At 41.9% G+C, this 23,696-nt stretch carries 24 protein-coding genes; 14 read left to right on the top strand and 10 right to left on the bottom strand.

Annotated elements, in window-relative coordinates; genetic code table 11:
* Window positions 1-216 (bottom strand): hypothetical protein (locus tag JUI58_RS25310; RefSeq protein ID WP_204106637.1); only part of this gene is annotated, 216 nt, incomplete at its 3' end.
* Between JUI58_RS25310 and fusA the strand changes: the two genes are divergently transcribed.
* The 10 genes from fusA (at window position 215) to JUI58_RS25265 (ending at window position 7,644) form a co-directional block, all read left to right on the top strand.
* Window positions 215-2,251 (top strand): elongation factor G, encoded by a 2,037-nt coding sequence (gene fusA, locus JUI58_RS25305; RefSeq protein WP_204106636.1) that lies wholly within the window; start codon window positions 215-217, stop codon window positions 2,249-2,251. The genes JUI58_RS25310 and fusA overlap by 2 nt on opposite strands.
* A 303-nt stretch (window positions 2,252-2,554) precedes the next feature.
* Entirely contained in the window at window positions 2,555-2,689 is a 135-nt protein-coding gene (locus JUI58_RS27195; protein ID WP_275414399.1) for a hypothetical protein, read from the top strand.
* 63 nt (window positions 2,690-2,752) lie between these two features.
* Window positions 2,753-2,950, top strand: coding sequence for a hypothetical protein (locus JUI58_RS25300; protein WP_204106635.1), 198 nt, complete (start codon window positions 2,753-2,755; stop codon window positions 2,948-2,950).
* Window positions 2,951-3,041: 91 nt separating this feature from the next.
* On the top strand, window positions 3,042-5,066 hold the full coding sequence (locus tag JUI58_RS25295; protein WP_204106634.1) for an ATP-binding protein: 2,025 nt from the start codon (window positions 3,042-3,044) through the stop codon (window positions 5,064-5,066).
* A gap of 46 nt (window positions 5,067-5,112) precedes the next feature.
* The gene (locus JUI58_RS25290) at window positions 5,113-5,484 is read left to right on the top strand and encodes a response regulator (protein ID WP_204106633.1); all 372 of its coding nucleotides are present in this window, start codon (window positions 5,113-5,115) and stop codon (window positions 5,482-5,484) included.
* A gap of 239 nt (window positions 5,485-5,723) precedes the next feature.
* On the top strand, window positions 5,724-6,023 hold the full coding sequence (locus JUI58_RS25285; protein ID WP_204106632.1) for a DUF1778 domain-containing protein: 300 nt from the start codon (window positions 5,724-5,726) through the stop codon (window positions 6,021-6,023).
* Between the two features lie 4 nt (window positions 6,024-6,027).
* Entirely contained in the window at window positions 6,028-6,534 is a 507-nt protein-coding gene (locus tag JUI58_RS25280) for a GNAT family N-acetyltransferase (RefSeq protein WP_204106631.1), read from the top strand.
* A gap of 61 nt (window positions 6,535-6,595) precedes the next feature.
* Entirely contained in the window at window positions 6,596-6,772 is a 177-nt protein-coding gene (locus tag JUI58_RS25275) for a hypothetical protein (protein ID WP_204106630.1), read from the top strand.
* 32 nt (window positions 6,773-6,804) lie between these two features.
* On the top strand, window positions 6,805-7,419 hold the full coding sequence (locus tag JUI58_RS25270; protein WP_204106629.1) for a hypothetical protein: 615 nt from the start codon (window positions 6,805-6,807) through the stop codon (window positions 7,417-7,419).
* Between the two features lie 36 nt (window positions 7,420-7,455).
* Window positions 7,456-7,644, top strand: a complete 189-nt coding sequence (locus tag JUI58_RS25265) for a hypothetical protein (RefSeq protein ID WP_204106628.1) — start codon at window positions 7,456-7,458, stop codon at window positions 7,642-7,644.
* Window positions 7,645-7,719: 75 nt separating this feature from the next.
* Here JUI58_RS25265 and JUI58_RS25260 read toward each other — a convergent pair whose 3' ends face one another.
* From JUI58_RS25260 to JUI58_RS25240, 5 genes are all read right to left on the bottom strand, one after another.
* Window positions 7,720-8,334, bottom strand: coding sequence for an ATP-binding protein (locus tag JUI58_RS25260; RefSeq protein WP_204106627.1), 615 nt, complete (start codon window positions 8,332-8,334; stop codon window positions 7,720-7,722).
* Window positions 8,321-9,319 carry a sugar transferase gene (locus tag JUI58_RS25255; protein ID WP_204106626.1) on the bottom strand — a complete coding sequence of 333 codons (999 nt, stop codon included), beginning with the start codon at window positions 9,317-9,319 and terminating at the stop codon, window positions 8,321-8,323. Before JUI58_RS25255 ends, JUI58_RS25260 begins: the two co-directional genes overlap by 14 nt.
* Window positions 9,320-9,467: 148 nt before the next feature.
* Entirely contained in the window at window positions 9,468-10,118 is a 651-nt protein-coding gene (locus JUI58_RS25250) for a DUF3318 domain-containing protein (protein ID WP_348539974.1), read from the bottom strand.
* A gap of 109 nt (window positions 10,119-10,227) precedes the next feature.
* The gene (gene gmk, locus JUI58_RS25245; RefSeq protein ID WP_204106624.1) at window positions 10,228-10,854 is read right to left on the bottom strand and encodes a guanylate kinase; all 627 of its coding nucleotides are present in this window, start codon (window positions 10,852-10,854) and stop codon (window positions 10,228-10,230) included.
* Window positions 10,855-10,863: 9 nt separating this feature from the next.
* Window positions 10,864-11,127, bottom strand: coding sequence for a DUF370 domain-containing protein (locus JUI58_RS25240; RefSeq protein ID WP_204106623.1), 264 nt, complete (start codon window positions 11,125-11,127; stop codon window positions 10,864-10,866).
* 371 nt (window positions 11,128-11,498) lie between these two features.
* Here JUI58_RS25240 and JUI58_RS25235 point away from each other — a divergent pair, with 371 nt between their 5' ends.
* Together JUI58_RS25235 and psbM are read left to right on the top strand one after the other, a co-directional pair.
* The gene (locus tag JUI58_RS25235; protein ID WP_204106638.1) at window positions 11,499-12,317 is read left to right on the top strand and encodes an SDR family NAD(P)-dependent oxidoreductase; all 819 of its coding nucleotides are present in this window, start codon (window positions 11,499-11,501) and stop codon (window positions 12,315-12,317) included.
* A 237-nt stretch (window positions 12,318-12,554) separates the two neighbouring features.
* Entirely contained in the window at window positions 12,555-12,665 is a 111-nt protein-coding gene (psbM, locus tag JUI58_RS25230; protein WP_204106622.1) for a photosystem II reaction center protein PsbM, read from the top strand.
* 217 nt (window positions 12,666-12,882) lie between these two features.
* Here psbM and JUI58_RS25225 read toward each other — a convergent pair whose 3' ends face one another.
* The 3 genes from JUI58_RS25225 to sbcC all read right to left on the bottom strand — a co-directional run bounded on the left by JUI58_RS25225 (window position 12,883) and on the right by sbcC (window position 18,823).
* The gene (locus JUI58_RS25225; protein ID WP_204106621.1) at window positions 12,883-13,737 is read right to left on the bottom strand and encodes a universal stress protein; all 855 of its coding nucleotides are present in this window, start codon (window positions 13,735-13,737) and stop codon (window positions 12,883-12,885) included.
* Window positions 13,738-13,939: 202 nt separating this feature from the next.
* Complete coding sequence (locus tag JUI58_RS25220) at window positions 13,940-15,463, bottom strand: ATP-binding protein (RefSeq protein ID WP_204106620.1); 1,524 nt, start codon at window positions 15,461-15,463, stop codon at window positions 13,940-13,942.
* Window positions 15,464-15,790: 327 nt separating this feature from the next.
* Complete coding sequence (gene sbcC / locus JUI58_RS25215) at window positions 15,791-18,823, bottom strand: exonuclease subunit SbcC (protein WP_204106619.1); 3,033 nt, start codon at window positions 18,821-18,823, stop codon at window positions 15,791-15,793.
* A gap of 224 nt (window positions 18,824-19,047) precedes the next feature.
* On the opposite strand from sbcC, the gene JUI58_RS27190 reads away from it, so the two are divergent.
* On the top strand, window positions 19,048-19,182 hold the full coding sequence (locus tag JUI58_RS27190) for a hypothetical protein (RefSeq protein WP_275414397.1): 135 nt from the start codon (window positions 19,048-19,050) through the stop codon (window positions 19,180-19,182).
* 21 nt (window positions 19,183-19,203) lie between these two features.
* Here the strand turns inward: JUI58_RS27190 and JUI58_RS25210 are convergent, their stop codons facing one another.
* Window positions 19,204-21,957, bottom strand: coding sequence for a DUF4114 domain-containing protein (locus tag JUI58_RS25210; RefSeq protein ID WP_204106618.1), 2,754 nt, complete (start codon window positions 21,955-21,957; stop codon window positions 19,204-19,206).
* Window positions 21,958-22,246: 289 nt separating this feature from the next.
* On the opposite strand from JUI58_RS25210, the gene JUI58_RS27395 reads away from it, so the two are divergent.
* The gene (locus JUI58_RS27395; RefSeq protein ID WP_204106617.1) at window positions 22,247-23,689 is read left to right on the top strand and encodes an IS200/IS605 family accessory protein TnpB-related protein; all 1,443 of its coding nucleotides are present in this window, start codon (window positions 22,247-22,249) and stop codon (window positions 23,687-23,689) included.
* The last annotated feature ends 7 nt before the right edge of the window (window positions 23,690-23,696 follow it).

Below are 23,696 nucleotides of genomic sequence, written 5' to 3'. Positions count from 1 at the left end.
AAGTCCTAACTGCATAAGTCCTAACTGCATAAGTCCTAACTGCATAAGTCCTAACTGCATAAGTCCTAACTGCATAAGTCCTAACTGCATAAGTCCTGAGAGAATGAGCATTGGAAATTTGGCTATTTTTCGGAATTTGTGTATTATTAATGTAGTATGATGGGGTCGCAGCAACAAAGCGATCGCAATTTTCCCTAAAAAAGGAGCTACAACCATGACGATCCTCAAGAATATTCGCAACATCGGTATTTCCGCTCACATTGACTCAGGCAAAACGACTTTGAGCGAGCGTATTTTGTTCTACACGGGAAAAATTCACAAAATCGAGGAAGTTAGAGGCGGCGGTAACGGTGCAACGATGGACTATGCAGAGTTGGAGAAACTGCATGGAATTACGATTAATTCTGCGGCGACAACTTGTTTATGGCACGACCATGAGATTAATTTAATTGATACTCCAGGTCACGTTGATTTTACCATCGAAGTTGAACGCGCTTTGCGAGTATTAGATGGTGCAGTGATGGTGCTTTGTGCCGTTGCTGGGGTGCAATCTCAATCTGTCACGGTTGACCGACAAATGAAGCGCTATCGCGTCCCTCGTTTGGCATTTATTAACAAGATGGATCGGGCAGGTGCGAATCCTTTTAAAGTCGTTCAAGCCTTACGGGAAAAACTCAATTTGAATCCTCTTCTCCTGCAATATCCCATCGGATCGGAAGATGAATTTGAGGGAATTATTGACCTTATTACCCTGCAAGCCTATTATTTCTTAGGAGAAAAAGGGGAAGAATGGGTTAGAAAAGATATCCCCGATCGCCTGCACGAAGATGCCCTACAAGCACGGGATAAACTTCTCGATACCCTCTCTTTTTATTCAGAAGAGATGACTGGGTATTTATTGATGGATGAAACTGTTCCTCACGATCTAATTTGGCAGGTCATTCGCGAAGCAACTTTGCGCTTAGATATTGTTCCTGTTTTCATGGGTTCTGCCTATAAAAATAAAGGCGTTCAAAACTTGCTAGATGCGGTGACAATGTATCTGCCTTCTCCTGGCGATCGCGAAACCGTGACGGCTTTTGATATTACTCACGAACAAGAAACAAAAGTTCTTGCCGATCCTGATGCCCCCTTAGTTGCTTTGGCATTTAAGTTAACCGATGATGAATTCGGACAGCTAACTTATCTGCGAATTTATGCCGGAACTTTACGACAAGGAGCAAAACTCCTGAATACTCGTACCCAAAAAACCGTGCGGGTGAGTCGTTTGGTACGGATGCACGCAGATGAACGCCAAGAGCTTAAGGAAGCCAGTGCAGGGGCGATCGTCGCGGTGATGGGGATAGACTGCGCTTCTGGGGATACTTTGTGTTCTGAGGGTGCTAACCTGTCCTTAGAGGGAATGTTTGTTCCCGATCCGGTGATTACTCTCGCTATTACTCCGAAAACCCAAGAGGACGATCCCAAGGTTGCAAAAGCGCTACATCGCTTTGTACGAGAAGATCCTACCCTCCATGTTAGTACCGATCCCGAATCGGGAAAAACCCTGATTTCCGGGATGGGAGAACTGCATTTGGCGATTTACATCGAACGGATGCAGCAGGAGTACAATGCAGAGGTGTATGTGGGTCAACCTGCGGTTGCTTATCGGGAGACGATTACTGATAAAGCGGCTTTTGACTACCAACTGAAAAAACAATCTGGCGGCCCTGGTCAGTACGCTCATATTACTGGAGTTCTAGAACCTTGCGAGGAAGATTTTCTTTTCTGCGATCGCGTGGTGGGGGGTGCTATTCCCAAGCAATATATCCCCGCTTGCGAGAAAGGGTTCAAGGATGCGATCGTCACGGGTTATTTACAAGGATATCCCATTGTTGGGGTCAAAGTGGTTTTGCAGGGGGGATCTTTTCATCCCGTTGACTCTAACGAAATGGCTTTTCGATCGGCTGCAAAGTTGGGTTTTGAACAAGCATTTGCCAAGGCAAAACCGGTGATGTTAGAACCTATTATGGCGGTAGAAGTGGAAACTCCTGCTGAATTTACCGGACGAATTCAAGGAAATTTACTCTCTCGTCGTGGGGTTTTAGTCGGTTCGGAAGTCATGCCCGATTATACTGTTTTACGGGCAGAAGTTCCTTTAGCTGAAATGTTTGGTTACTCGACTCAATTGCGATCTTTGTCTTCAGGAATGGCGACATTTTCGATGGAGTTATCGGGCTATAAACCTCTACCGGAAGGGGTGATGATCTAGAATAAAAGGGGTGCATCATAGCGCCCCTTTTTTAAGGCGATCGCTTTCCATTAATTCATTTCAAGCAGTTTGAGGCAAAGTAATTAAAGGTTTTGGTTGTGGTAAAATTTTCTGTTCTTGCTGATATTCTTCGATTAATAACTCTAAAACTTCTTGTGCATTGATGATCGCTGTTCTCTTTCTAACTAACCTTTCTTTCTGAAAACGGGGTTACAGGACGGCACAGTTTCTCATTCTGTAATAATATCATTGTCAAGTCAATAAAGTCAAGTCTTTTTTAACTATTTTTCCTCTCCATTTGTGTTGAATAGAGAGGAAATTATCGGGACTATTGAAGCGCGATCGCGACTTGAATTAAAGATGATTACTGTTCTCTTTCTAACTAACCTTTCTTTCTCAAAACGGGGTTACAGGACGGCACAGTTTCTCATTCTGTAATAATATCATTGTCAAGTCAATAAAGTCAAGTCTTTTTTTAACTATTTTTCCTCTCCATTTGTGTTGAATAGAGAGGAAATTATCGGGACTATTGAAGCGCGATCGCAACTTGAATTGAAGATGATTACTGTTCTCTTTCTAACTAACCTTTCTTTCTCAAAACGGGGTTACAGGACGGCACAGTTAGCTGAAATGTTTGGTTACTCGACTCAATTGCGATCTTTGTCTTCAGGAATGGCGACATTTTCGATGGAGTTATGATATAGAATAAAAGAGGGGCTGTAATGCCCCTCTTTTTAAAGGCGATCGCAATTGTCGAACCTAACGACATCATTTTGGTTGGATAAAGCCCATGATTTCTGAGTTGTCCGATATTCTGCAAGCACTTCCCTATCTTGTTTTCCTATTGGATCGTCGAGGGGAAATTGTTCGCACTATCCCGACTCGGAAACTGGAAAATAACGCAATTTGGCAAGACTTAACGATCGCAAAACTGCAAGACAAAGATTATCTTCCATCTCTTCAAGCCCATATTAGCCAAGTTTTCGATCGCAACGAAACCGTTAGCGTACATTACTGTCTCGATCGCGGAGAAAAAACTCCTGCTGGCGATCGCCATAAATGCTTTATTGCAGATATCTCTCCTTTATCGGATAATAATATCCTCTGGATAGCCCGCGATAGTGCTGTAGAATGCTATCTTGATGTAGAAAGTACAACTTCAGACCCAGCACTGCGTCAAAGCGAAACACCCCTTCAGATGGTGGGTTCCCATACCGATCACCATACCGTCGTCCAAGAACTGAAAAAAACAGAAGCCTTGCTACTCAAAGCCAAAGCCGAATTAGAACTGCACGTCGCCCAACGCACAGAAGAATTGGCCAAGAGTAACCAACAGTTACAATGGGAACTGGCAGAGCATAGCATCACCGAAGCAAAATTGCGCGACAGTGAACAACAGTATCGCACCTTAATAGAAAATTTTCCTCAAGGAGCCGTATTTTTGTTTGATCGCCACTTTTGCTATACTATTGCCGATGGGATGCGCCTACAAGCGTTAGGGATATATCGGGAGCAATTGGAAGGCCGAATTGTCTGGAATGTTTTGCCCGAGGAGATCGCTGAAAAGGTCTTTCCCAGTTATGAAGACGCTTTGAGAGGGGAAACAACAACAACAGAACTTAAATATCGCGATCGCATTTATTACCATCAAGCCTTACCCGTGAGAAATGAGAGGGGAGAAATTTTTGCAGGAATGGCTGTCATGCAGGAAATTACAGAACGCAAGCGCAATGAAGCTATCTTAAAAGAGTCGCAACGACAGTGGCAAAATTTTCGGGAAAGCATTCCTTTATTAGTAGTCGGTTTAGATTTACAAGGACAAGTAAATTATCTCAATGCTTATTTCTCCAAAGTTACGGGATATCAGAAGGAAGAGTGCATCGGCCAAAATTGGTTTTCATCTTTTTTACCTTCTGCTTCCCAAACATCGACACGCCAAGATTTTGCCGCTCTGATTGAGGGTTGTCAACCCTTACGCTATCAACATCCCCTGCTGACGCGATCGGGAGAAGAACGGATGATTATGTGGAATCATACCGTAATGAAAAACCCCCAAGGAAAAGCAATTGGCACTCTCAGTATCGGCGAAGATATTACCGAACGCAATGCGATCGAACGGATGAAAGATGAATTTATTTCTGTAGTCAGTCACGAACTTCGCACCCCTTTAACGTCCATTCATGGCGCATTAAATTTACTCTCGAGCGGCTTGGTCGATCTTACCTCCAAAAAAGGAGAAAGAATTATTCAGATTGCCGCCGAGAATGTTGAACGTTTAGTGAGATTAGTCAATGATATTCTCGAATTAGAACGGTTAGAATCTGGTAAATTCAAACTCGATAAAAAATTGGTTAATACCGTCACCCTAATTGCTTTAGCAATAGAACAAATGCAGGTCATGGCGCATCGAGAGGGGGTATTATTCGAGATCGATGCAGAAAAGATCCAATTTACAGCCGATCGCGATCGCATTTTTCAGGTTTTAACTAATCTATTAAGTAATGCGATTAAATTTTCCGATCGCGGTAGCACTATATTCCTGAGTGCTAAAGCCTTAACATTAGAAGCAGAAAATGCGACAATTTTATTTACAGTCAAAGATGAGGGACGAGGCATTCCGCCAGAAAAAATCGAAGAAATCTTTGAGCGCTTTCATCAAGTTGATGCCTCCGACTCCCGTAAAAAAGGCGGTACGGGACTAGGTTTAACCATTTGTCGCAGTATCGTCGAACAACACGGAGGACAAATTTGGGTAGAAAGTGAATGCGATCGCGGTAGTTGCTTCTATTTTCAACTACCCATTACCGATTACTAATTACCCACTAATTACCCACTCATTACTCCCTACCCCCCAACTAACCATGAATCCCAAACTGTTAGTAATTGACGATGACGATGGTGTACGCGAAATTATTCAAATCAGCCTTGAAGCAGTCGCAGGATGGGATGTTCTCACAGCAGCTTCAGGAAAAGAAGGTTTGGCGATCGCCCAACGCGAACAACCCGACGGCATCATTCTTGACGTGATGATGCCAGATATGGACGGAATGGAGACCTATAAGCAATTGCAAGCCAACCCCCAGACACACCAAATCCCCACAATTTTATTAACAGCAAAAGCTAAAATGAGCGAGAAAGAACAGTTTATAAATTTAGGAGTTGCTGGAGTCATTACAAAGCCCTTTGAAGCCATAAATTTAGTCGCACAAATCAGCAAAATATTTCAATGGTGAGTTACAGCCATACAAAATGTTACTGTATTTTAACCTCGTAAAAACTCAACTCTTGACTTGCGCTAATGAGTCGATCGAGGTTCATTAATGACATTTTTGGATTTTGGGGTATTTAGCCCAAAATATTAAAATACCGTATTGACATTGTCCATACAGTTTGCTATGGTGCAAATATGGTATGTGTTATTTTCATCAATACCAAAAATTACATTGATGCCTATAGGTATTAAATTTTTGATATGCCTACAACAGCGAGAAACATAAAAACAGCCAAAGCTACCCATTCTAAAACAATAAGTTTGAGAGCAAAGCCAAATCAGATTGCTCTGATTGACCGTGCTGCTGAAATTCAAGGTAAGACCCGAACGCAGTTCTTATTAGATTCAGCTTGTCAGGAGGCTAACGATGTCATTCTTGACCAAACTCTTTTTGCCCTTGATGAGAAAAAATTTCAAGAGTTTATGGAAGCCATTGATGCACCTCCAATGAACAATGAAAAACTCCGTGCTTTATTAAATAGTAAATCTCCTTGGGAGTGAGGTTTTGAATTCCGATGCGATCTCTCCCCCAGAAAAACTCTCTAATTCTCATCAGTTAGAGAATTTTTCTTGTGGAGAGGAAAAATTAGATATATGGCTCAAACGTCGCGCCATAAAGAATCAAGAATCTGATGCCTCGCGCACAATTGTAGTTTGCAATGGAAATAATGTTGTTGGCTACTACTGTCTTTGTGCAAGTGCAATTAAAAAAGATGAAGCGATAGGCAAAGTAAAAAGAAATATGCCAAGCCCCATCCCAACTATACTCATTGGCAGACTAGCCGTTGACAAAAAATGGCAAGGGAAGGGAATAGGAAAGGGACTACTGAAAGACGCAATATATAAAGCATTAAAAGCATCAGACATCATAGGGGCAAGAGCAATTCTAATACACGCAATCTCAGAAGATGCTAAAAAATTCTATGAAAAGTATGGCTTTCGATCTTCACCAATTAACCCAATGGTTCTGATGATAACTATCCAAGACGCTCGTAAATGTTTTATTGACTAGGTGTAGTTCTAGAGTTACCATCACAGAATTTCCAGATTGGTACAAAGAACAGGAACGCAAAGTGAATAACTCATGCAGAAATATATCATTTTTCAAACCGAGCCAAGTACCGACGAAGAGTGGCGCGATCGCAAGAGAAGTTTTACGCGGTCAGTTAGACAAAGGGAGTATATTTATGATTAACCTGCCCACCGACCTCTATTCCCCACAAAATCCTCACATTCTTGAACTAAGCTAAAGTAACTGTCGGAACAAGCCTAGTTTAGTCCTATGGGTCAAGAGTTTTTAGAGCGTTGTCAAAATTTGGTGACTATCCCAACAATACCTTTATTATCGTCCTCCCTATACGGTATTTTGCAAGCACAAAACCACGGGAATGATCTCTTAAGGGTATTAACAGATAATTGTACGGGCAAGGAGAAAGAAATTAATTTGTTTTTCACGCGATCGGATGGAAACTCAAATTTAGAAGAATCGGAATCCTATCTCGACTTAGCTGTTGATTTTTTATTGTCTGGAGATCCAGATTTAATTCAATCTCTAAAAAACTTTTTAACTATTCTTTCGAGTCCGATTTCCATTGAAACTATTTTACTCAAAGCGATTTATCGGATTGCCGAGAACGAACCCAAAAAAGGAAGTTGGTTATTGCACCATACAGATTACCTCTTACCTGAACTCGACCTTTGGGGATGGGTGCGAGAGTTAGTTTGTACCCGATTGGAAGAAGAAGGATTTATTCTCAGCAAGCGCTTTCGTTTTGAGGCCAATAGTAAACTCCTGCTGGCTGAAGCGATCGCAATGGGGTTATTTGCTGAGGAACCGTACCCAGATCCTATCCTTCGTCTCCTTTTAAAGGAATATCTCGAATCCCCTAAACCCTAATTTTTCTTTGCTGTTGTTATTTTCGAGGGCATTACCATGAATAATCAAAATATTTGCTGTCCCTGCTGTTCCTCTACTCTTCTGCGTCATGCGCGATCAACGGGAATGTATTGGTATTGTTCTAACTGTCACCAAGAAATGCCAAACTTAAGTGATCCAGTCTGTCAAGAAGTTAGCTTGGTTGATGTCTCTTTTGTAGCAATTCCATCTCTTGTGCGTACTTAAATATTTGTATTACAACTTGTTTGAACTTGCGATCGCTCAAATCAAACCCAGAGTCAACAGATCTGAGTAAGATTTTCAACGAACGGAATTTAGCTTGATAGCAAGTGCCAAAAACTTGCGTGTAAATAACCCCATCACTTTGCGTAAAACCCGCTCAATCTTTCTCAAAACCTGCTTAAAAAAAGAGATAAAATTACCTTTTTGAGGAGGGGATGGTGGGATCTGTTTCCATAAAATTAAACAATTGCGATCGCCATTACCGCGATCGCAATTATCCGCAGGAATATAACGACAATTATCCATAACTTTATTAATTAAACATAATCCTCGTCCTCCCAAAGCCCAAGGATCGCGATCGCATTGCAATTTATCCCGTAATTGTCCTTGCCAATCAAAAGGTTGTCCAGAGTCCCAAATCCGTATTTCTAAACCGCGAGGGAATAGGGATATTTCAAGATCGATGGGGGTACTTTGTGGCAAGTCTTGATGAGCGTGACGCACCACATTCGTAAAACTTTCAGCTAATGCCAATTGACACTCCCAATATAATTGCCGAGAGAGTCGAGGAGAAGCAATTTTTTCAAACCGATCTAACACTTCCGATAATGCACTTAAATCTGTTTTTAAACGGAGATGTAACTTTTTCAGGGGTCGGTTTTGTGTTTTGACGTTTTGTTTAAACAGCACCACTATTCTTATTAAATAAAATCCAGACAGTTTTCCAAATCAGTTTAATATCGTACATTAGACTCCAATTTCTTTGGTAACGCAAATCTAGTTCGATCACATCCTCAAAATTGCGGATTTTCGATCGCCCATTCACCTGCCATTCTCCAGTCATGCCTGGTTTAACATCTAAACGCTGCCATTCTGGTATTTTATAGGAATCAACCTCTTTCGCCGTAGGAGGTCTTGTCCCTACCAGACTCATTTCCCCCTTGAGAACATTCCAAAATTGAGGCAGTTCGTCGAGACTGGTGCGCCGCAAAAATTTGCCGATGCGAGTGACGCGAAAATCTTTACTATTCTTAAAAAATGCCCCGGATGCTTGGTTTTTTACCTTGTCTTTGAGTTGTTCCGCATTGGCACACATGGAACGAAATTTCCAGATGCGAAATTTTCTGCCCATCCAGCCACATCGTTCTTGGGCGAAGAATATCGGCCCTGGACTGTCGCGCTTGATGACGATCGCAATAGGAACGAATAATATCCCTGTAATAGTCAAACCGACTAAACTACCCACAATATCAATCCCTCGCTTGACCCAAGACCTTACAGAAGGATGGGTTTCTGGAGGTCGGCGATCGATAGGGGGAGAATTGCGAACCGAGGTTTCCCCAATAACTGGGTAAATCAGAAAAACGCGATCGAGTTGCGTCATCGATAAAACTGCCATCACGGGAGGATGAACATTTTTGAGGATCAGACGCACGTTTTGAGCTTGAGCCATTTTAAAATTGCTGACCAAGACTCCAACCCCACTACTATCAATAAAATTAGTGTGTTGAAAATCGAGGATAATTTCCTCGGGGGGGGATATTTCCTGTAAAAGCCCCTGGTAAGCTGTTTTAAAATCAACAGCTTCGATAATACTCAAACGAGGAGGAAGAGAAATAATCGGAGTATTATTAGAGAAGACAATGGGAAATTGTTCGTTGGCTGGTGTCTTGTTCATCTCTGTTTCATACTCCGCATTTGTTTTGGTGTCAATCGCTATTTTTCCCAGAACCATTGCGGTTGCTACATCTATATACAAAAAACGTCATACAACAAACGTTAAAATTCTCGACACCCCGACAATACATTGGCAAGCAGAAATGGTTTTAGATAACAGAGGGGTTTGCAGGTTGGGATTCCATTTTGGCTTTAGCTTTAGCCGCACTGCGTCGAAGCGCCTGCAAGCGAGTTTCATAACGCTTCCGTTGCTTGCGGTTGGGGGTTTGTTCGACTAGGGTTTTTAAGGCACTTCCTAGGCTTTTATAGGCATTAGGCAAACTATAGCCAAAGCGAGTAGCGAGGGCGATCGCCTTTTCATCAGCTTCAATATTCTCAGCCAAGCGTTTGTCACCATTATTTTTTTGCCAAAGGCGAAAGCCAGAAAAACCGCACAAACCGACTGCTAAAACTAAAAGCAAGCCATCTTGCACCCAAAGTTCTCCGACGGCACCTCCTAAACCAATGGCAAGGGCGGCCATTTCCCAGCCTTCTCGAGGAATGGTATCGTTTTGAATGCGTCCGACTTCGTGCCAAAAGAGTAAATTGCGCTGGTCGATGGCCAAGTTATCCCATTTGGCTAAGTCTACTTGGATTTCAATTTCATCTCGTCCCAATTCTTCGCAGCGAATTAATGGGGGACTTACATCCGTTGCGGACTCCACCATGACCCAGCTTTGTAATTCTGGGGGAAGTAGGCTTTTCAAGCGTCGGAGTTCGCTCATCTCCGCTCTTGCAGAAGTAGCTGCATACGATGTCATAGGATTTTTACCGATATCAATGCAATATTTTTATTTTTCTATCTTAACCCTTGAGCAGGGAATAGGGAATGGGAAAGTAGGGAGTGGGGAGTGGGGAGTGGGGAAAAATTTATTTTTTCGGCTTTGTTCTTTCTGCAATTGCTTTTTCAATTTTGGCGATCGCCTCTTCAAGGTTATCGTTAATAACTTGTAGGTCAAATTCATCGCTGGCGGCCAATTCTGCTTGAGCGCGTGCGAGTCTTTGGCTAATGGCGGCCTCGGATTCTGTGCCGCGATCGCGCAATCTTCGTTCTAGTTCGTCTAGAGAAGGGGGAAGTATAAAAATACGATAAGCCTCGGGAAAACTTTTGGCGATCGCCCTAGCCCCCACTAGCTCAATTTCGAGAAGAACTAATTTACCAAGGGCTATTTGTTGTTCGACATTTTGGCGAGGAGTACCATAATAATTGCCCGCATATTCTGCCCACTCTAAAAATTCTCCCTTCTTAATGGCGTTTTGAAAGGCTTCCCGTTCCATAAAAAAATAGTCTTCTCCATTAACTTCTCCCGGTCGCGGTTTGCGAGTAGTGGCGGAAATGGAAAGATAAAGATGAGGATGGCGATCTTTGAGGGCTTCGATCAATGTGCCTTTCCCGACACCAGAGGGACCCGTGAGAACAATGGAGTAGCCTTGTTGTTCAATTTTGGGGCGATCGCCTTGGACAATTTCCCGAGGCAGTGTTTTAGCTATTTTCATTGTTAAGGATTAAGGGTTAAAATTGCTTTCTTTATGACTTATAAAACGATGTGCCACTGTTTCCGGTTGAATTGCCGATAAAATAACGTGGCTCGAATCGGTAATAATTACTGCACGGGTACGACGACCGTAAGTTGCATCAATAAGTTGTCCGCGATCGCGGGCTTCTGTAATAATACGCTTGATAGGCGCGGATTCGGGACTAACAATCGCAATAATGCGGTTTGCCGCCACAATATTGCCAAAACCGATATTGATCGGGTGAATATCCATAAGACATGAACGGCTATATCATTTCAGGAGCGGCGATCGGGCTTCCTTTCATGTTATCTAACTTATTTGCTGTTTAAGATACTATCGGGATATTGTTCATTTGTTTATCACGAGCATTGGAGCGATCGCTCGTCGTCGGTTTTTGCAATTTTCGCGTTGAATTTCCGCGCGAGTCGAACAACCGAACTGGAAAATTTCCCAGTTGGTGTGACAGAGATCATATTGGAACTTGTGTCAAGTCATCTTTACAAAATGTAATAACCATTAGAGTGAAACCAGACAACAAGTAGAGGGAGAAAACTATGAAAACTCTGCAAAAACACACCCTCAAACCCAAACACCCATCCCATCAACCCATCAAACCGTCGTTGATGCAAAGCAAAACAGCGCTAATTACAGGAGCATCGCGGGGCATTGGCAAAGCCATCGCGTTGGAATTTGCACGCCAAGGAATCGGGCGCTTACTCCTCGTTGCCCGCAATCGCGATCGCCTCAATACCGTTGCATTAGAAGTCCAAGAAATCAACCCAAACATCGAAGTCGTACCCATTTCCGTCGATTTAACCAACACCTCCGAAGTCAGTATCGCCATGGCCAAAGCCTGGCGGGACTTCGGACCGATTCACCTCCTCGTCAATAATGCCGGAGTTGCCCATCAAACCTCCTTTTTAAGTTCTCAACCCCACCAAGCGGAAAAAGAACTCCAGGTTAACTTGTTGGGAATGTACACCGTCACGCGGCTGATTGCGCGGCGTATGGTAGCCAAACAAGAAGGAACCATCGTTAACGTTTCTAGTCTCATGGGCAAAATTGCCGCCCCCACCTTTGCCACCTACTCCGCGACTAAATTTGCCATCGTCGGATTTACCCAGGCATTGCGATCGGAATTAGCCGCCAAAAACGTGCGGGTGGTGTCCTTGCTTCCTTCCCTCACGGATACGGATATGGTGCGACATACCGAATTGTTCAAATGGGTTGCCCCCACAACCCCGGAACGAGTTGCTAAGGCCTTAATTGCCGGGTTAAATAAAGACGAGAATGAAATCTTTGTGGATTGGCAAAGTAAAGTCTCCGCGATCGCCAGTGGAACCCTCCCTTGGTTAATGGAGAAAATCGTCACCTTAGCCGCCCCCGAATCGGCACAACCCCCCGCCATTGGCAAACCAGGTTATGGCTTGGAACCCGCTTGACTGATCCAAGATCCCTATCTCTCCCAGTAAAATCCTGAGATAGGAAAATTGAGAAAGGTTGGGGAGAAAGGCGTGCAGGCATTTCTCCCCTTTTTCTAGCCAAGGCGATCGCGGCAATCTCCGTCCGAATTGATCCGACCCAAGCAGTAACATTGATAATCGATAATTGATAATTGATAATTGTAATGATATCCTGAAGAATATTGATTTTCAGAGCGCTTAGGGAGCGTAAGTAAAATGCAAGTTAATGAACTAGGATTTGTGGCAACTATTCTATTTGTATTAGTGCCTTCCGTTTTTCTTCTGATTTTGTACATTCAAACCGCAAGTCAGAAGAGTAATAACTAATCAAGTTTCCTGTCCAGAATTTTGTTTGATCTACTTTTGAAAAACCGATTAAAAAACAAAAGATGAGATTAGAATACACTCTAATCTCATCTTTTATTTTATTGAACCGGCTAATAGAGAAATATCAAGAACGAAGAACTGGCAGAAGAATAAAAAATTATCCTGTCCCTCTTCTTATCAACTATCAACTATCAACTATCAACTATCAACTATTAATTTAGGTTTCCGTGTTTCGTGCTAAAAGTACCGGACAATTGGCATTAACCCGCACATAATCCGAGAGAGATGTTCCCAAGAGACGATCTAAATCGGGAAGCGCTTTAGCCACCGAGGGACGGCGATCGGGAGAACCTAAAATCAGCAAATCGGCATTGTATTCATCAACAAGCTGACAAAGGGACTGTCCAGGTTTACCTCCCGTTACAGCACAACGGTAAGGGATACCCATGCGTTTTACTGTGGGTATGGCGGCGGAAATCACCGGATTTTCTTCAACTTCTTTTTTAGAGAGAGGGAGTAATTTAGGATCTAAATCGGGGTTAACCCGTGCTAGGATTAATTCGACATTTTTGGCATTGCGAAGTAAAGAGAGGGCAAGTTCTAAACTAAACTTAGAGGATTGCGACTTATCGAGAGCAATCATGACCCGTTTGATCTTTTTGACGTAAATATCATCCCGAACTAAAAGCATGGGACGCTTTGCCAATTGAAAAACATACTGACTGACAGAATTTTCCAAAATCGATTCGAGACGTTTGAGACCCCGCGATCCCATAATAATGAGATCGGCATCAATTTCTTCTGCAACTGTACAGACTGTATCTTTCGGTTCTCCCTGACGTTTCAGGGTTGTAACGGGGTTAGTTTCAGTTTGTAAGGCTTCTACTGCTTTTGCTAAAATCTCATCGCCTTCTGCCATTTTTTTCTCCATCTTTTCTTTGGCAATTTGTGATGGGACAACGTGCAGAACAGTAGTCGGTATTCCTTGAATCGCTGGTAAATCCCGCAATGACAGCAATATTTCCTGAGAATTTCCCGTTCCGGAATCTGCCAATAATATTTTTTTGATCATCTTTAAAGTTACCTCCCAATTGTGTCGTGCTAAACAGTTGTTTGCTTTTGATTGGCGTACAGTCTCCTCTTTTCAGAATACGCCGATCTTGGCACGAAAAATTTAACGAAATGCGATCGAATCGATAGGACTTACCCATTCCTGCGAGATTACGCTAAATCTGCGGGGAATTTCTCTGTTTAATTCCCAGTTCCTTATTTGATCAGATTGCGATCGCATCGGTCATCTCTTCAGTGTTCTTCGCTTCAAAGACTAATTTTGAATTTTGCGTTCTGCATTCTGTCTGGGTTGATTTTTGTCTACGTTTTTGTCTAAGTAAGTCAGGAAGTTCGATCGTAAATGCTGTTCCCCCGCCCAATTGAGAATAACATTTTAATGTCCCTTGATGACGTTCGACAACAATTTGATGACTAATAGAAAGACCTAATCCCGTTCCTTTTCCCACGGGTTTTGTCGTAAAAAAAGGCTCAAATAATTTTTTCTGGGTTGTTTCAGATATTCCCGGTCCATTATCTTGTATGCGAATTTGAATGCGATCGCCTTCTTTCAAGGCGGTATGAATGATAATGTGAGGCGTGCGATTTTCTTTAATAAAAATCTCTTTGTGTTGTTCTAAGGCATCAATGCAATTACTGAGAATATTCATGAAAACTTGATTTAATAAGCCTGCATGACATTCAACAAGATGGGGAAAATTATATTCTTTAACAATCTCGATTTGAAATTTACTATCTGTTGATTTAAGGCGATGTTGTAAAATCAATAAAGTGCTATCAATTCCATCGTGAATATTAACTTCTTTCATGGTTGCTTCATCCAGACGCGAGAAGTTGCGTAAGGACACGACAATATCGCGAATCCGACTTGTACCGAGTTGCATAGATTGTAATATTTTGGGTAAATCTGCGGCCACAAATTCAAATTCCATCTCTTCTAAAAAGTCTTGAATTTCTGAACTGGGATCGGGATAAGTCTGTTGATAAAGGCTAAGAACAGCCAAGAGATCGTGAATGTAGCGATCGGCATAATTGATATTACCATGAATAAAAGAAATTGGATTATTAATTTCATGGGCAATTCCCGCCACTAATTGACCCAAACTCGACATTTTTTCAGCTTGGATTAGTTGTAGTTGTGTTTGTTTTAAAGTTTCGATCGCTTGTTCCAGTTCTTGGGTGCGCGATCGCGACTTTTCCGCCGCTTGACAACTTTTTTGATAAAGTTTATTTTGATATTGACTAATGATTAAATCTTGTTCTTCTTGTTCGCTTTGATACTGACTGACGACACGATCTAAGGCTTCAAGTAAATTGCGATCGGCTTGCTCTAAAATATATTGTAAATAACGATTTTCAGGGTCTAGTTTTTCTGGCTCAACTTCGACTAAACAACGGACTGCATCGACAAAACTGCGAATTTTTCGATCTAAATTAAAAGGCGGTTCAAAGTAAATTTCGGCAACTTCTGGCGATAGATTACTCGCCAACTTTAAAGCCAGATCGCCACCAATCAGACCATTGTGAGAGTGTTCCATTAAAGTCGCGAGTTCTTTTATTTCTTGCTCGATCGCTTTTCTCTTATCCGAGGAAGAAATAGTCAGTAATTTTAATGCTAATAATGCTATTCTTTGCGAGAGCATTCGCTGTCTCCCACTAATATTAATAACCGCAGCATTAACTTCTCGAATTGCAGTAATATGTTCTGTGTCTAAATATTTTGTTAACACGAATAAAACTAAAAATCGACAACCAATTTGAGTTTCAATGAATTTGATAGATACACCCAGCAAGAAATACACAAAATCATTACACAAAATCATTGTTGCAGACCTGAGAATTTTTCGATCCGTTTTGCATGGAGTTAGAGATACAATAATTCCAACTAATGCACTAATACATTTATTCTTTGAGATCGTAGCAAGAGTTTCACCGGCTCAATGTTATCAAGTATACCAAATAAAGACCATTATGTAAAGAGTGTATGCAATCTATGCAAATTTAGTTCGATTGCAATCGTATATTTACGGATATCTAAGCCATAAATGTTGTATTCTTTAACTTAAAAGATTAATCTGAGAACCTGTCGATGTTTTACTGATTTCGATGCGATGTTCAAAGGCCTCTTTAAATCGGTTCATGTGCGTTACGGTGAGGATGCAGGAAAAATCTGAGGCGATCGCATTAATTGCAGCAATGAGGCGATCGCATCCTTCTGCGTCTTGGGTACCAAATCCTTCATCGATAATTAATAGTTGTAAAGATGCTCCCGATCGCTGTGCTAATATCTTTGCTAAAGCAAGACGAATGGCAAAGTTAATACGAAATGCTTCTCCTCCAGAATAGGTTTCATAAGCGCGAGTTCCTCTAGCATCGGCAATAACAATTTCGAGGGTATCGATGGTATTATTAGTTTTTTGACGGCTACTAGCGCTCTTTTTTGCCTTCTGGGTGACGAATTGAACGTGCAGTTGATTTCCGGTTAATCGAGCCAAAATTTGATTGGTTTGTGCCTCCAATTGGGGCAGAATATTCTCAATCATCAAGGCTTGAATGCCATTTTTACTAAATGCTTTTGAGAGTTCATGATAGACGCGATATTGTCTGCCAACTTCCTTTAATTGTACTTTAGTTTTTTCAGATTCAACTTTAGTTTCTTGCAGTTGGGTTAACTGTTGTTCTAGTTTTCCTTGTTTGGCTAAGAGTTCATCTAATTGCTGTCGTCGCTGTTGAATAATGCGATCGCATTCTTTAATTTCGTTGCGATAGTCGGGAATTTGCTGCATTTTTGCGACTAATTCATCTAAATCTATCTTAATTTTGTCGCGATCGCCTTCCCGAATTTTTAGCCTTGTTTGTATTTCCTGCAAATTACTTTGTAATTGGGGTAATTGTTCTTCAGCTTGTTGCAATTCGTAATGTTGAATATCCCATTTTTGTGCTTTCAATTTTTGCAAAGTTTGGCGTGCAGTTTCGTGGCGATCGCCATCATAACCAATTGTAGTAAGTTTAACTTCTATTTGTTGAATTTGCTCTTGAATATCTGAATCTTGACGCAAGCGATCGCGAGACTCTTGCAGGCGATCGCGTCGTGCTAATAATTCTGGTTTTTGCCGATCTAACTCTTTTTGTTTGCGTTTAACATCCTTGATTTTAGCTTGTTTAATCTCCCAATGTCGCAAGCGATCGGCTTCTCCACGTGCTAAAGCGAGAGTTTCTTCATTATAGTCGAGTTCGGCAATTTCTTGATCGAGATTTTGCAATTCTGCGTGCAGATCGAGGGCATAATTTCCCATTTTTAAAGATTCTTCTTTCTCTTCGATCTCACCTGCAATTTCTTGTAGGCGATCGTAGTCTTCATCTCCTGTTTCTAACTCTGCTTCTAACTGTCCCTTTTTATTCTGGAGATCGCCATAAGCACTAATTTGCCTGTTCAGTTGGGCGTATTCTTCTCGTAATCCATTTAATTCTACTTCACAGGTTGCCATTTGTTCGCCGATTATCAATATTTGCTGTTGATTTTTCTCTTGTTCACTTTGCGTTTTGCTAATAACACGATCGCGATAATGTTCGTCGAGAGGGCGATCGCATAAAGGACAAGCAGCATCAGGAATTTGCAATAATGCTAATTTTTGTTGCAATTTTTCAATCTGTTCTTTATAAGAAAGTTTACTTTCTTGCAAACGTTCTTGGATAATCTTTTGTTCTTGTCCTTTATCTTGAACCCGCTTTTGATAGTTCTTTTTGTTCTCGCATTCAACTATTTTTTCTTCTATTTCTAAATACTCCAGACGGCGTTGAGGAATGCGGGCGATGCGATCGGCGAGTTCTTGTTGAGACAATCGCAATTGTTCCAGTTTAGCATTTAATTTTGCCTGTACTCGTTCGATCTCAATCTGTAGTTCGTTGCGCTGTTGTAATAAAGGGGTAACTTGTAGTTTAAGCTGTTCTAAATCTTGCACGCGCTGGCGATAAGATTGGAGCTTTTCCAAGCCGCGATCGACTTCCTCTGAGGTAGCGAGAATGGTTTGATTTTCTTGCTCCTGTTGGGTGATATTATCTAACTGAGTTTGTACTTGTTGAATTTTGAGTTCGATTTCATTACTTTTCTGAATTAATTCTGCTTCTAGTTGACGTTTGGTTTCTTTTGTGCTTTGATAATCTTTAAGTTTACCAGCAAGTTTCTCCTCTTCGCTTTGCCATGTTTTTAAGTCTTGATAGCCGCGCTGAATTTCCTCACCGCGCTGCAAGAAACTCTCAGTTTGTGTTAACTTTAAGCTAATCTGTTCTCGATCGCGTAGAAGGCGATCGCAGTCTCCCACTGTATTGCGATATTGGTTTTGCTGCCAGGTTAATTTCTTTTCTTCATTGTCGCGATCGTGTTCCGCCAATTGCAAGGTTTTAAGTTTTTGATCATCTATATCTTGCAAGTCTTGCAAACCCTCCAATTGTACAGCAATAGCCTTTCTTTCTTGTTCAATTTCTCCTTGACGTGCCATTTTTTGTTCTAGGGGTTGCAAACTTTGCTCCAGATACTCGGTACGATTTTTAAATTGTTTGGCAGTATCTTTTGCTTGTATTGATAACTCTTCATAGCGATCCAGTTTGAGTAAATCTGCCAATACTTTTTTGCGTTCTGATGCCGTGCGTAACATGAATTCATCTGCTCGTCCCTGACGTAAATAAGCAGAATTAATAAAAGTATCGTAATCGAGTTTAATATCTTTAATAATCTGTTCTTGCGTCGGTTTAATACCCTTCCCCGTCAAAGGGCGAAATCTTCCCGACTCGGTTTGAATTTGGAACTGCAAATCTGTACTGCGTCCTCGTTGGCGACTGCGAATGATACGATAAGTTTCTTGGTTAACAATAAAAGTAAAATCAACTCGAACCGTCTTTTCTCCAGCATTGATAACATCATCCGTCCCGACTCGACTTTTCCCCCAAACGACCCAAGTAATGGCTTCTAAAAGGGAGGATTTCCCCGCCCCATTGGACCCGCAAATACAAGCAGTATGCAAACCTTGAAAATCTAGCTTTGCTTCTCGATAACTGAGGAAATTTTTGAGAATGAGTTGTAAAGGGATCATTAGATTATCAGGATTGAGATTATCAAGATTGTAATGCAGGCAATGCCCGCCAGATGAGAGAATGAGGAAAGGGCGATCGCCATAAATCTAGAATAACAGGACAACTGTACCTTTGAGCAAAATTTACCCCGCAAAGTACGGAAGAATCTTAGTCAGGAACCTCAGCCTAAAGGCGTGAGGCTTGAAAGAGAAATCTATGAGAGGCGCGATCGCGATACAAAATTATGTTTGACGCTGATATTCCCTTTCGCATGACGGATTATCGAGTAAGGGTTTATCGTCAAGCATTACAAGAAAATTCAGAAGATTGCGATCGCATTGCTTCTCGATTCTTTACGATCGCATTTCCTGAAAATTAAAAAGATAGGCGATCGCCTATTCTAAACATTCACTGTCACCTGAACTACCCAGTCGTTGTAATCGCGATCGCCTCCTCCATATAAGTCTTCAAAACCAAAAAGATTATCTCCCAATAAACGAACGTGATCGATGCCATCAGGATTAGCTTCTAAATAGGGGAAATAAGCAAGAAGATTAGTAATCGGAGAATTATCGGGATTATCTCTTAAAAAGTCCTCTACTGTCCCATTAGCAACCAAAAACGGCACGACAACACTGCCTCCTGGAAGTCCAGCATCCAAATCGAGAGACTGTTGTAGCGCAGTTTGAGCGTAATTTTCCTCTCCTGGCAAAATGCCATTAACTTCTCCCGTCAGAGGATCGTCTACAACATAAAATCCGTAGGAGTTTTGATAATTTGCCAAACTTGCAGTGATAAACTCGGCGGCAACTATTCCCGTAAAACTGCGTAAATCGATCGCTTCTCCTTGCTGTTTTCCTTGAAAGGTTGTGGTTAGAGAAACACTCCCAGAAGTCGTCCCAATTCGCACCTGTAAATCTTGAAAATCGGCATTTCCTGAGCCATCTTCCCAAGCGAGAATAAACCCATCACCTGATGAGAATGTTTGAGTTGATTGAATTGAATAGAGAATTGGAGAAAAATCTCCATCTGCGAGAACTTGTTCTGTGGTGCGATCGCGGATTAAAAAGAAAGCTAATTTTTCCCCTCCAGAAAATGATAAATTGCGGGTATAATTAAATTGTGGGAATGTATTTTGCGGCAGGGCTGAAAAGATAATTTGTGCTTTGGACAAAGCTGCATTAAAATAGCCAGAATCTCCTGGTTTTAATCCATTTACTCGCCCTTGTTCGTCATCAACAATAAATACGCCTAATTCATGGACTTGCTGAGTAGCATTGGTTTGTAAATTAATTTGCAGATTAACAGGATTAGCGGATTTTCCTAACTGAAAAACTCCTGACTGAGAAGAAGAAGAGTTCTGCACTAGAAAAATGCCTTGTTGTTGAGAATTTCCCTGTTGTTGTTGGGAATTAGGATTAGAACCCGTAGAGGTATTTTGACTATTAAAGGCGATCGCATTACTGGTTACAAATTGCGATTGTCCAACCCCATTAACTGCCCGAAGACGATAATAATAAGTCCCATTTGCTGTTAAACTGGTATCGAGATATTGGGTCAAATTTGTGGCAACATTGGTAATAATTGCCCAGCTATTTTGATCTTGAGAGCGTTCTAACAAAAATCCCGTCTCATTATTACTCTTGTCTTGCCAAGTGAGTTTTATTTGTCCTCCTTCTTCTGTTGCTATTAAATTATCCGGCATATTTGGCACAGTTCCCAGCACTGGCGTTCCGGCGATCGCGCCTCCCGTAACCGCCGAATTCCCCGGTTCTGGGGGGTTTTGCATTGCAGTACCATTATCGGAACAAGTTCCCAATTGAGGGTCTAGGAGTGTCACTCCTGCCGTAACTTTAGTATCATTAGGATTAGGAGTAAGGGATTGAAAGTTGCCACCACCATCACTAAATTGAGTTCCCGTTTGGTGAAATAGATTAAATCCGGTTTGTCCTTCGTTATTTGCGACCAAGGAATCGGTTAGGGTGAGTCCCGTCCCTCCTCCCCAAAAGCCGCCACCTTGAAAACTAGCAATATTACCCGCTATTGTAGTTTGAGTGATGTTTGCGATCGGATTCCCTGTCACCATTAAACCGCCACCCAGTCCAGGGCCGCCATTAGCAGAAATTGCCTCATTTTCACAAAAAACACTATTAAAAATCGTAAACGGAGAACTTTCCCCCGTCCACATTCCTCCTCCTTGTAGCGCTGAGTGATTCTTTAAAAAAGTCGTATTACTAACGGTTAAACTCGCACCTCCCCCAAAACGCAAACCGCCTCCCAAGGCTTCCAAAGTGCTATTTTTTACTTTAATCGTGTTATTAACAATCGTGCTATTTTCCGCCGTCACTGTATCGCCATCATAAGCAAAGAGAAAAAGTCCTCCTCCTTGTCCGAACCCTTGATTATTATCAAAGCGACTATTACTGATAGTAATTGTACCTTGGGTACTCGCGTTAGTCGTTGCTGATGCCCCATCGGTGTAAATCGCACCGCCATTTCCTCCCTCTCGGACTGGAGAAGTATTTCCTGTGGATTGGTTATTGGTAAAGACAGAGTTTTCGACCCTCAACCCTCCCAATAGAGAGTTAATTGCTCCCCCGGTAGCCCCTTGATTATTGTTAAATAAGCTATCTCGAACCGTTAAATTACCCTCGCTGACTCCTGCGATCGCGCCACCAGCGCGTTCGGAATTATTATCGATCGCCTGATTGCCATCAAATGTACTATTGAGAATCGTCGTTGTACTTTGGTATCCCGTCCAAATTGCACCTCCTCCTTCTCCCGTAGCAACATTGTCAAAAAACTGGCTATTTTCCACCGTGAGTTGAGTTCCATTGCTGGTGGCGATCGCCCCTCCCTGGCCGCTATCTTGAATAGCACGACCATTGCGGAAGATTAAATCTTTAATACTCACATCGAGTCCAATTCCAGCAATAGTGATAATGCGCGTGCTATTGTTGCCATTGAGGGTAATTCCCGCAGCACTCGAAGCATCGATCGCTAGATTTTGATTCAGAGTTAGGGAACTACTCAGAGAAATTGTCCCACCCGCGAGAGACGCATCAAATGTAATTGTTTCTCCTGCATTAGCAGAGGCGATCGCCGCTCTTAAACTGCCAACTCCGCTATCGTTTAGATTGGTAACGATGCTCATAATTTCAAAAAGAGGGGTGACACCATTCACCCACTCATTCTAGTATTTTTCATTGAACAAAATGTCGAGGGCAGTCCCTCCCCATAATCTTTGATTTGGGTAGGGTTAGCGAGACCAGCAAAGGAAATCGCGAAGCGTCTATATCAAAGCAAAGTAATAAATGAGGTAAATACGGTATAAGAACGGGTTTTCAGTGTCTGGAAATTGGGTATATTGTTTTGAGAACTACATTGACGACTAAACATCAGTTTAGTAGAATAGAAATGCAGAGAAAAAGAATGTTAAGCAAGTGAGCCGACGAAAAGCCAAAAGTAAAACTAAATCGAGAGAAATCATCAGAACAGACGTTTGGGACTTATCAGCATCCCCAGAGGAAAAACGTCTGATAGTTTTGACGATTGAAGAGTATCGTCGGTATCTCAAAGCTCTCGTTTTGATAGTGAATTCCCAATGGCCAAAACTAGCAGAATTAACGACAAAAGAGCGAGTTAATGCCATAGAAAAAGCCATTCATCAAACTGCCAAAAATCCTGAACCCAAGCACCGCTATTTTAGATCGGTGGTGCAAAAATATCCCTCATTCCGCAAATTCCCCAGTTACTTAAGAAGAGCCGCGATAGCCGATGCTATTGGTATAGTGTCAAGTTTTCAAACAAGATATAGAGCATGGCAATCAGGAGAGAGAAAACATCGCTGTTGCCAACCGCCAAAACTGACAGCAATGTGCAGAAGTTATCCCTCATTGTACAAAGGTCAACAGATTCGTTATGGAGAAAACTATCGCACAATTCAAATCAAAATCTGGAATGGAAAAGATTGGGTATGGTCAGCAGAAATCTCAGTCAAAAAACAGGGAAAAAACCGCCATCTTGTGGAAGGAAACGAGATAAAATCTCCTGCATTAGTGGTCAACAAAAGAACCTGTCAACTTTCCATGCCCGTCAAAGTCAAAAAAGTCGAAAGAGAGGAATCAGAATATGTTTGTAGCGTAGATTTAGGGATTAACAATGCGGCAACAGCAGCCATAGTTGGTGCGGACGGTACTGTAAAAGCACGGAAGTTTATCAATCCGGCCAGAGACATAGACCGTCGCAATCGACGTAGGATGAAGATTGCCAGAAAAGCGAAACAAACTGCTCGTATCATCGGAAAAAAACACGGAAAGCGGTGCGACCCTGCTGAGGTTTCCTCAGCCAAGGAACGCGCACCAAGAAAAGGTTTTTGCAAAGGACTTTATCGCAAATCTTCCCATATCAACCGTGAAATATCTCGTAAAGTGATGCGAGAAATTGTTGAGTTTGCCAAAGCGCATAACGCCAAAGTTATTGTTTTTGAGAACTTAGCGGGATGGAAAGCAAAAGCGGGAAGAAAAGGGACTTTGCACAAACAAAAATTCCATCTTTGGTGTCATCGGAAAATCGTAGAATTGACCCAAGAAAGATGGAGAGAATTGGGAGGCAAGGTTGTTTTTATCAATCCCAAATATACCAGTGCTTATGCTTTTGATGGCAGTGGTAAAGTCAAGAGGGGAAAAAGTAATTATTCTCTTTGTCGCTTTAGTACGGGAAAACAATACCATGCCGATTTAAACGCCAGTTATAACATCGGTGCGAGATATTGGTATTGCGTATTAATGGGCGATAAAAACTTTTCCAGAGTGTATGTGGGCAAAAGTTCCGACTGCACACTGAGAACGCCAGTTGTTCTGGGAACGCTACGAGGTCTCTCGTAGCTGAAAG

Source organism: Spirulina sp. CCY15215 (genome assembly GCF_016888125.1).
GTDB lineage: Bacteria > Cyanobacteriota > Cyanobacteriia > Cyanobacteriales > Spirulinaceae > CCY15215.
This window is presented reverse-complemented; position numbering and strand designations above follow the sequence as displayed.

Coding starts and splice junctions, on each gene's coding strand:
- fusA (WP_204106636.1), top strand. CDS start 215: ATGACGATCCTCAAGAATATTCGCAACATCGGTATTTCCGCTCACATT.
- JUI58_RS25295 (WP_204106634.1), top strand. CDS start 3,042: ATGATTTCTGAGTTGTCCGATATTCTGCAAGCACTTCCCTATCTTGTT.
- JUI58_RS25290 (WP_204106633.1), top strand. CDS start 5,113: ATGAATCCCAAACTGTTAGTAATTGACGATGACGATGGTGTACGCGAA.
- JUI58_RS25285 (WP_204106632.1), top strand. CDS start 5,724: ATGCCTACAACAGCGAGAAACATAAAAACAGCCAAAGCTACCCATTCT.
- JUI58_RS25270 (WP_204106629.1), top strand. CDS start 6,805: ATGGGTCAAGAGTTTTTAGAGCGTTGTCAAAATTTGGTGACTATCCCA.
- JUI58_RS25265 (WP_204106628.1), top strand. CDS start 7,456: ATGAATAATCAAAATATTTGCTGTCCCTGCTGTTCCTCTACTCTTCTG.
- JUI58_RS25255 (WP_204106626.1), bottom strand. CDS start 9,319: ATGAACAAGACACCAGCCAACGAACAATTTCCCATTGTCTTCTCTAAT.
- JUI58_RS25250 (WP_348539974.1), bottom strand. CDS start 10,118: ATGACATCGTATGCAGCTACTTCTGCAAGAGCGGAGATGAGCGAACTC.
- gmk (WP_204106624.1), bottom strand. CDS start 10,854: ATGAAAATAGCTAAAACACTGCCTCGGGAAATTGTCCAAGGCGATCGC.
- JUI58_RS25240 (WP_204106623.1), bottom strand. CDS start 11,127: ATGGATATTCACCCGATCAATATCGGTTTTGGCAATATTGTGGCGGCA.
- JUI58_RS25235 (WP_204106638.1), top strand. CDS start 11,499: ATGCAAAGCAAAACAGCGCTAATTACAGGAGCATCGCGGGGCATTGGC.
- psbM (WP_204106622.1), top strand. CDS start 12,555: ATGCAAGTTAATGAACTAGGATTTGTGGCAACTATTCTATTTGTATTA.
- JUI58_RS25225 (WP_204106621.1), bottom strand. CDS start 13,737: ATGATCAAAAAAATATTATTGGCAGATTCCGGAACGGGAAATTCTCAG.
- sbcC (WP_204106619.1), bottom strand. CDS start 18,823: ATGATCCCTTTACAACTCATTCTCAAAAATTTCCTCAGTTATCGAGAA.
- JUI58_RS27190 (WP_275414397.1), top strand. CDS start 19,048: ATGTTTGACGCTGATATTCCCTTTCGCATGACGGATTATCGAGTAAGG.
- JUI58_RS25210 (WP_204106618.1), bottom strand. CDS start 21,957: ATGAGCATCGTTACCAATCTAAACGATAGCGGAGTTGGCAGTTTAAGA.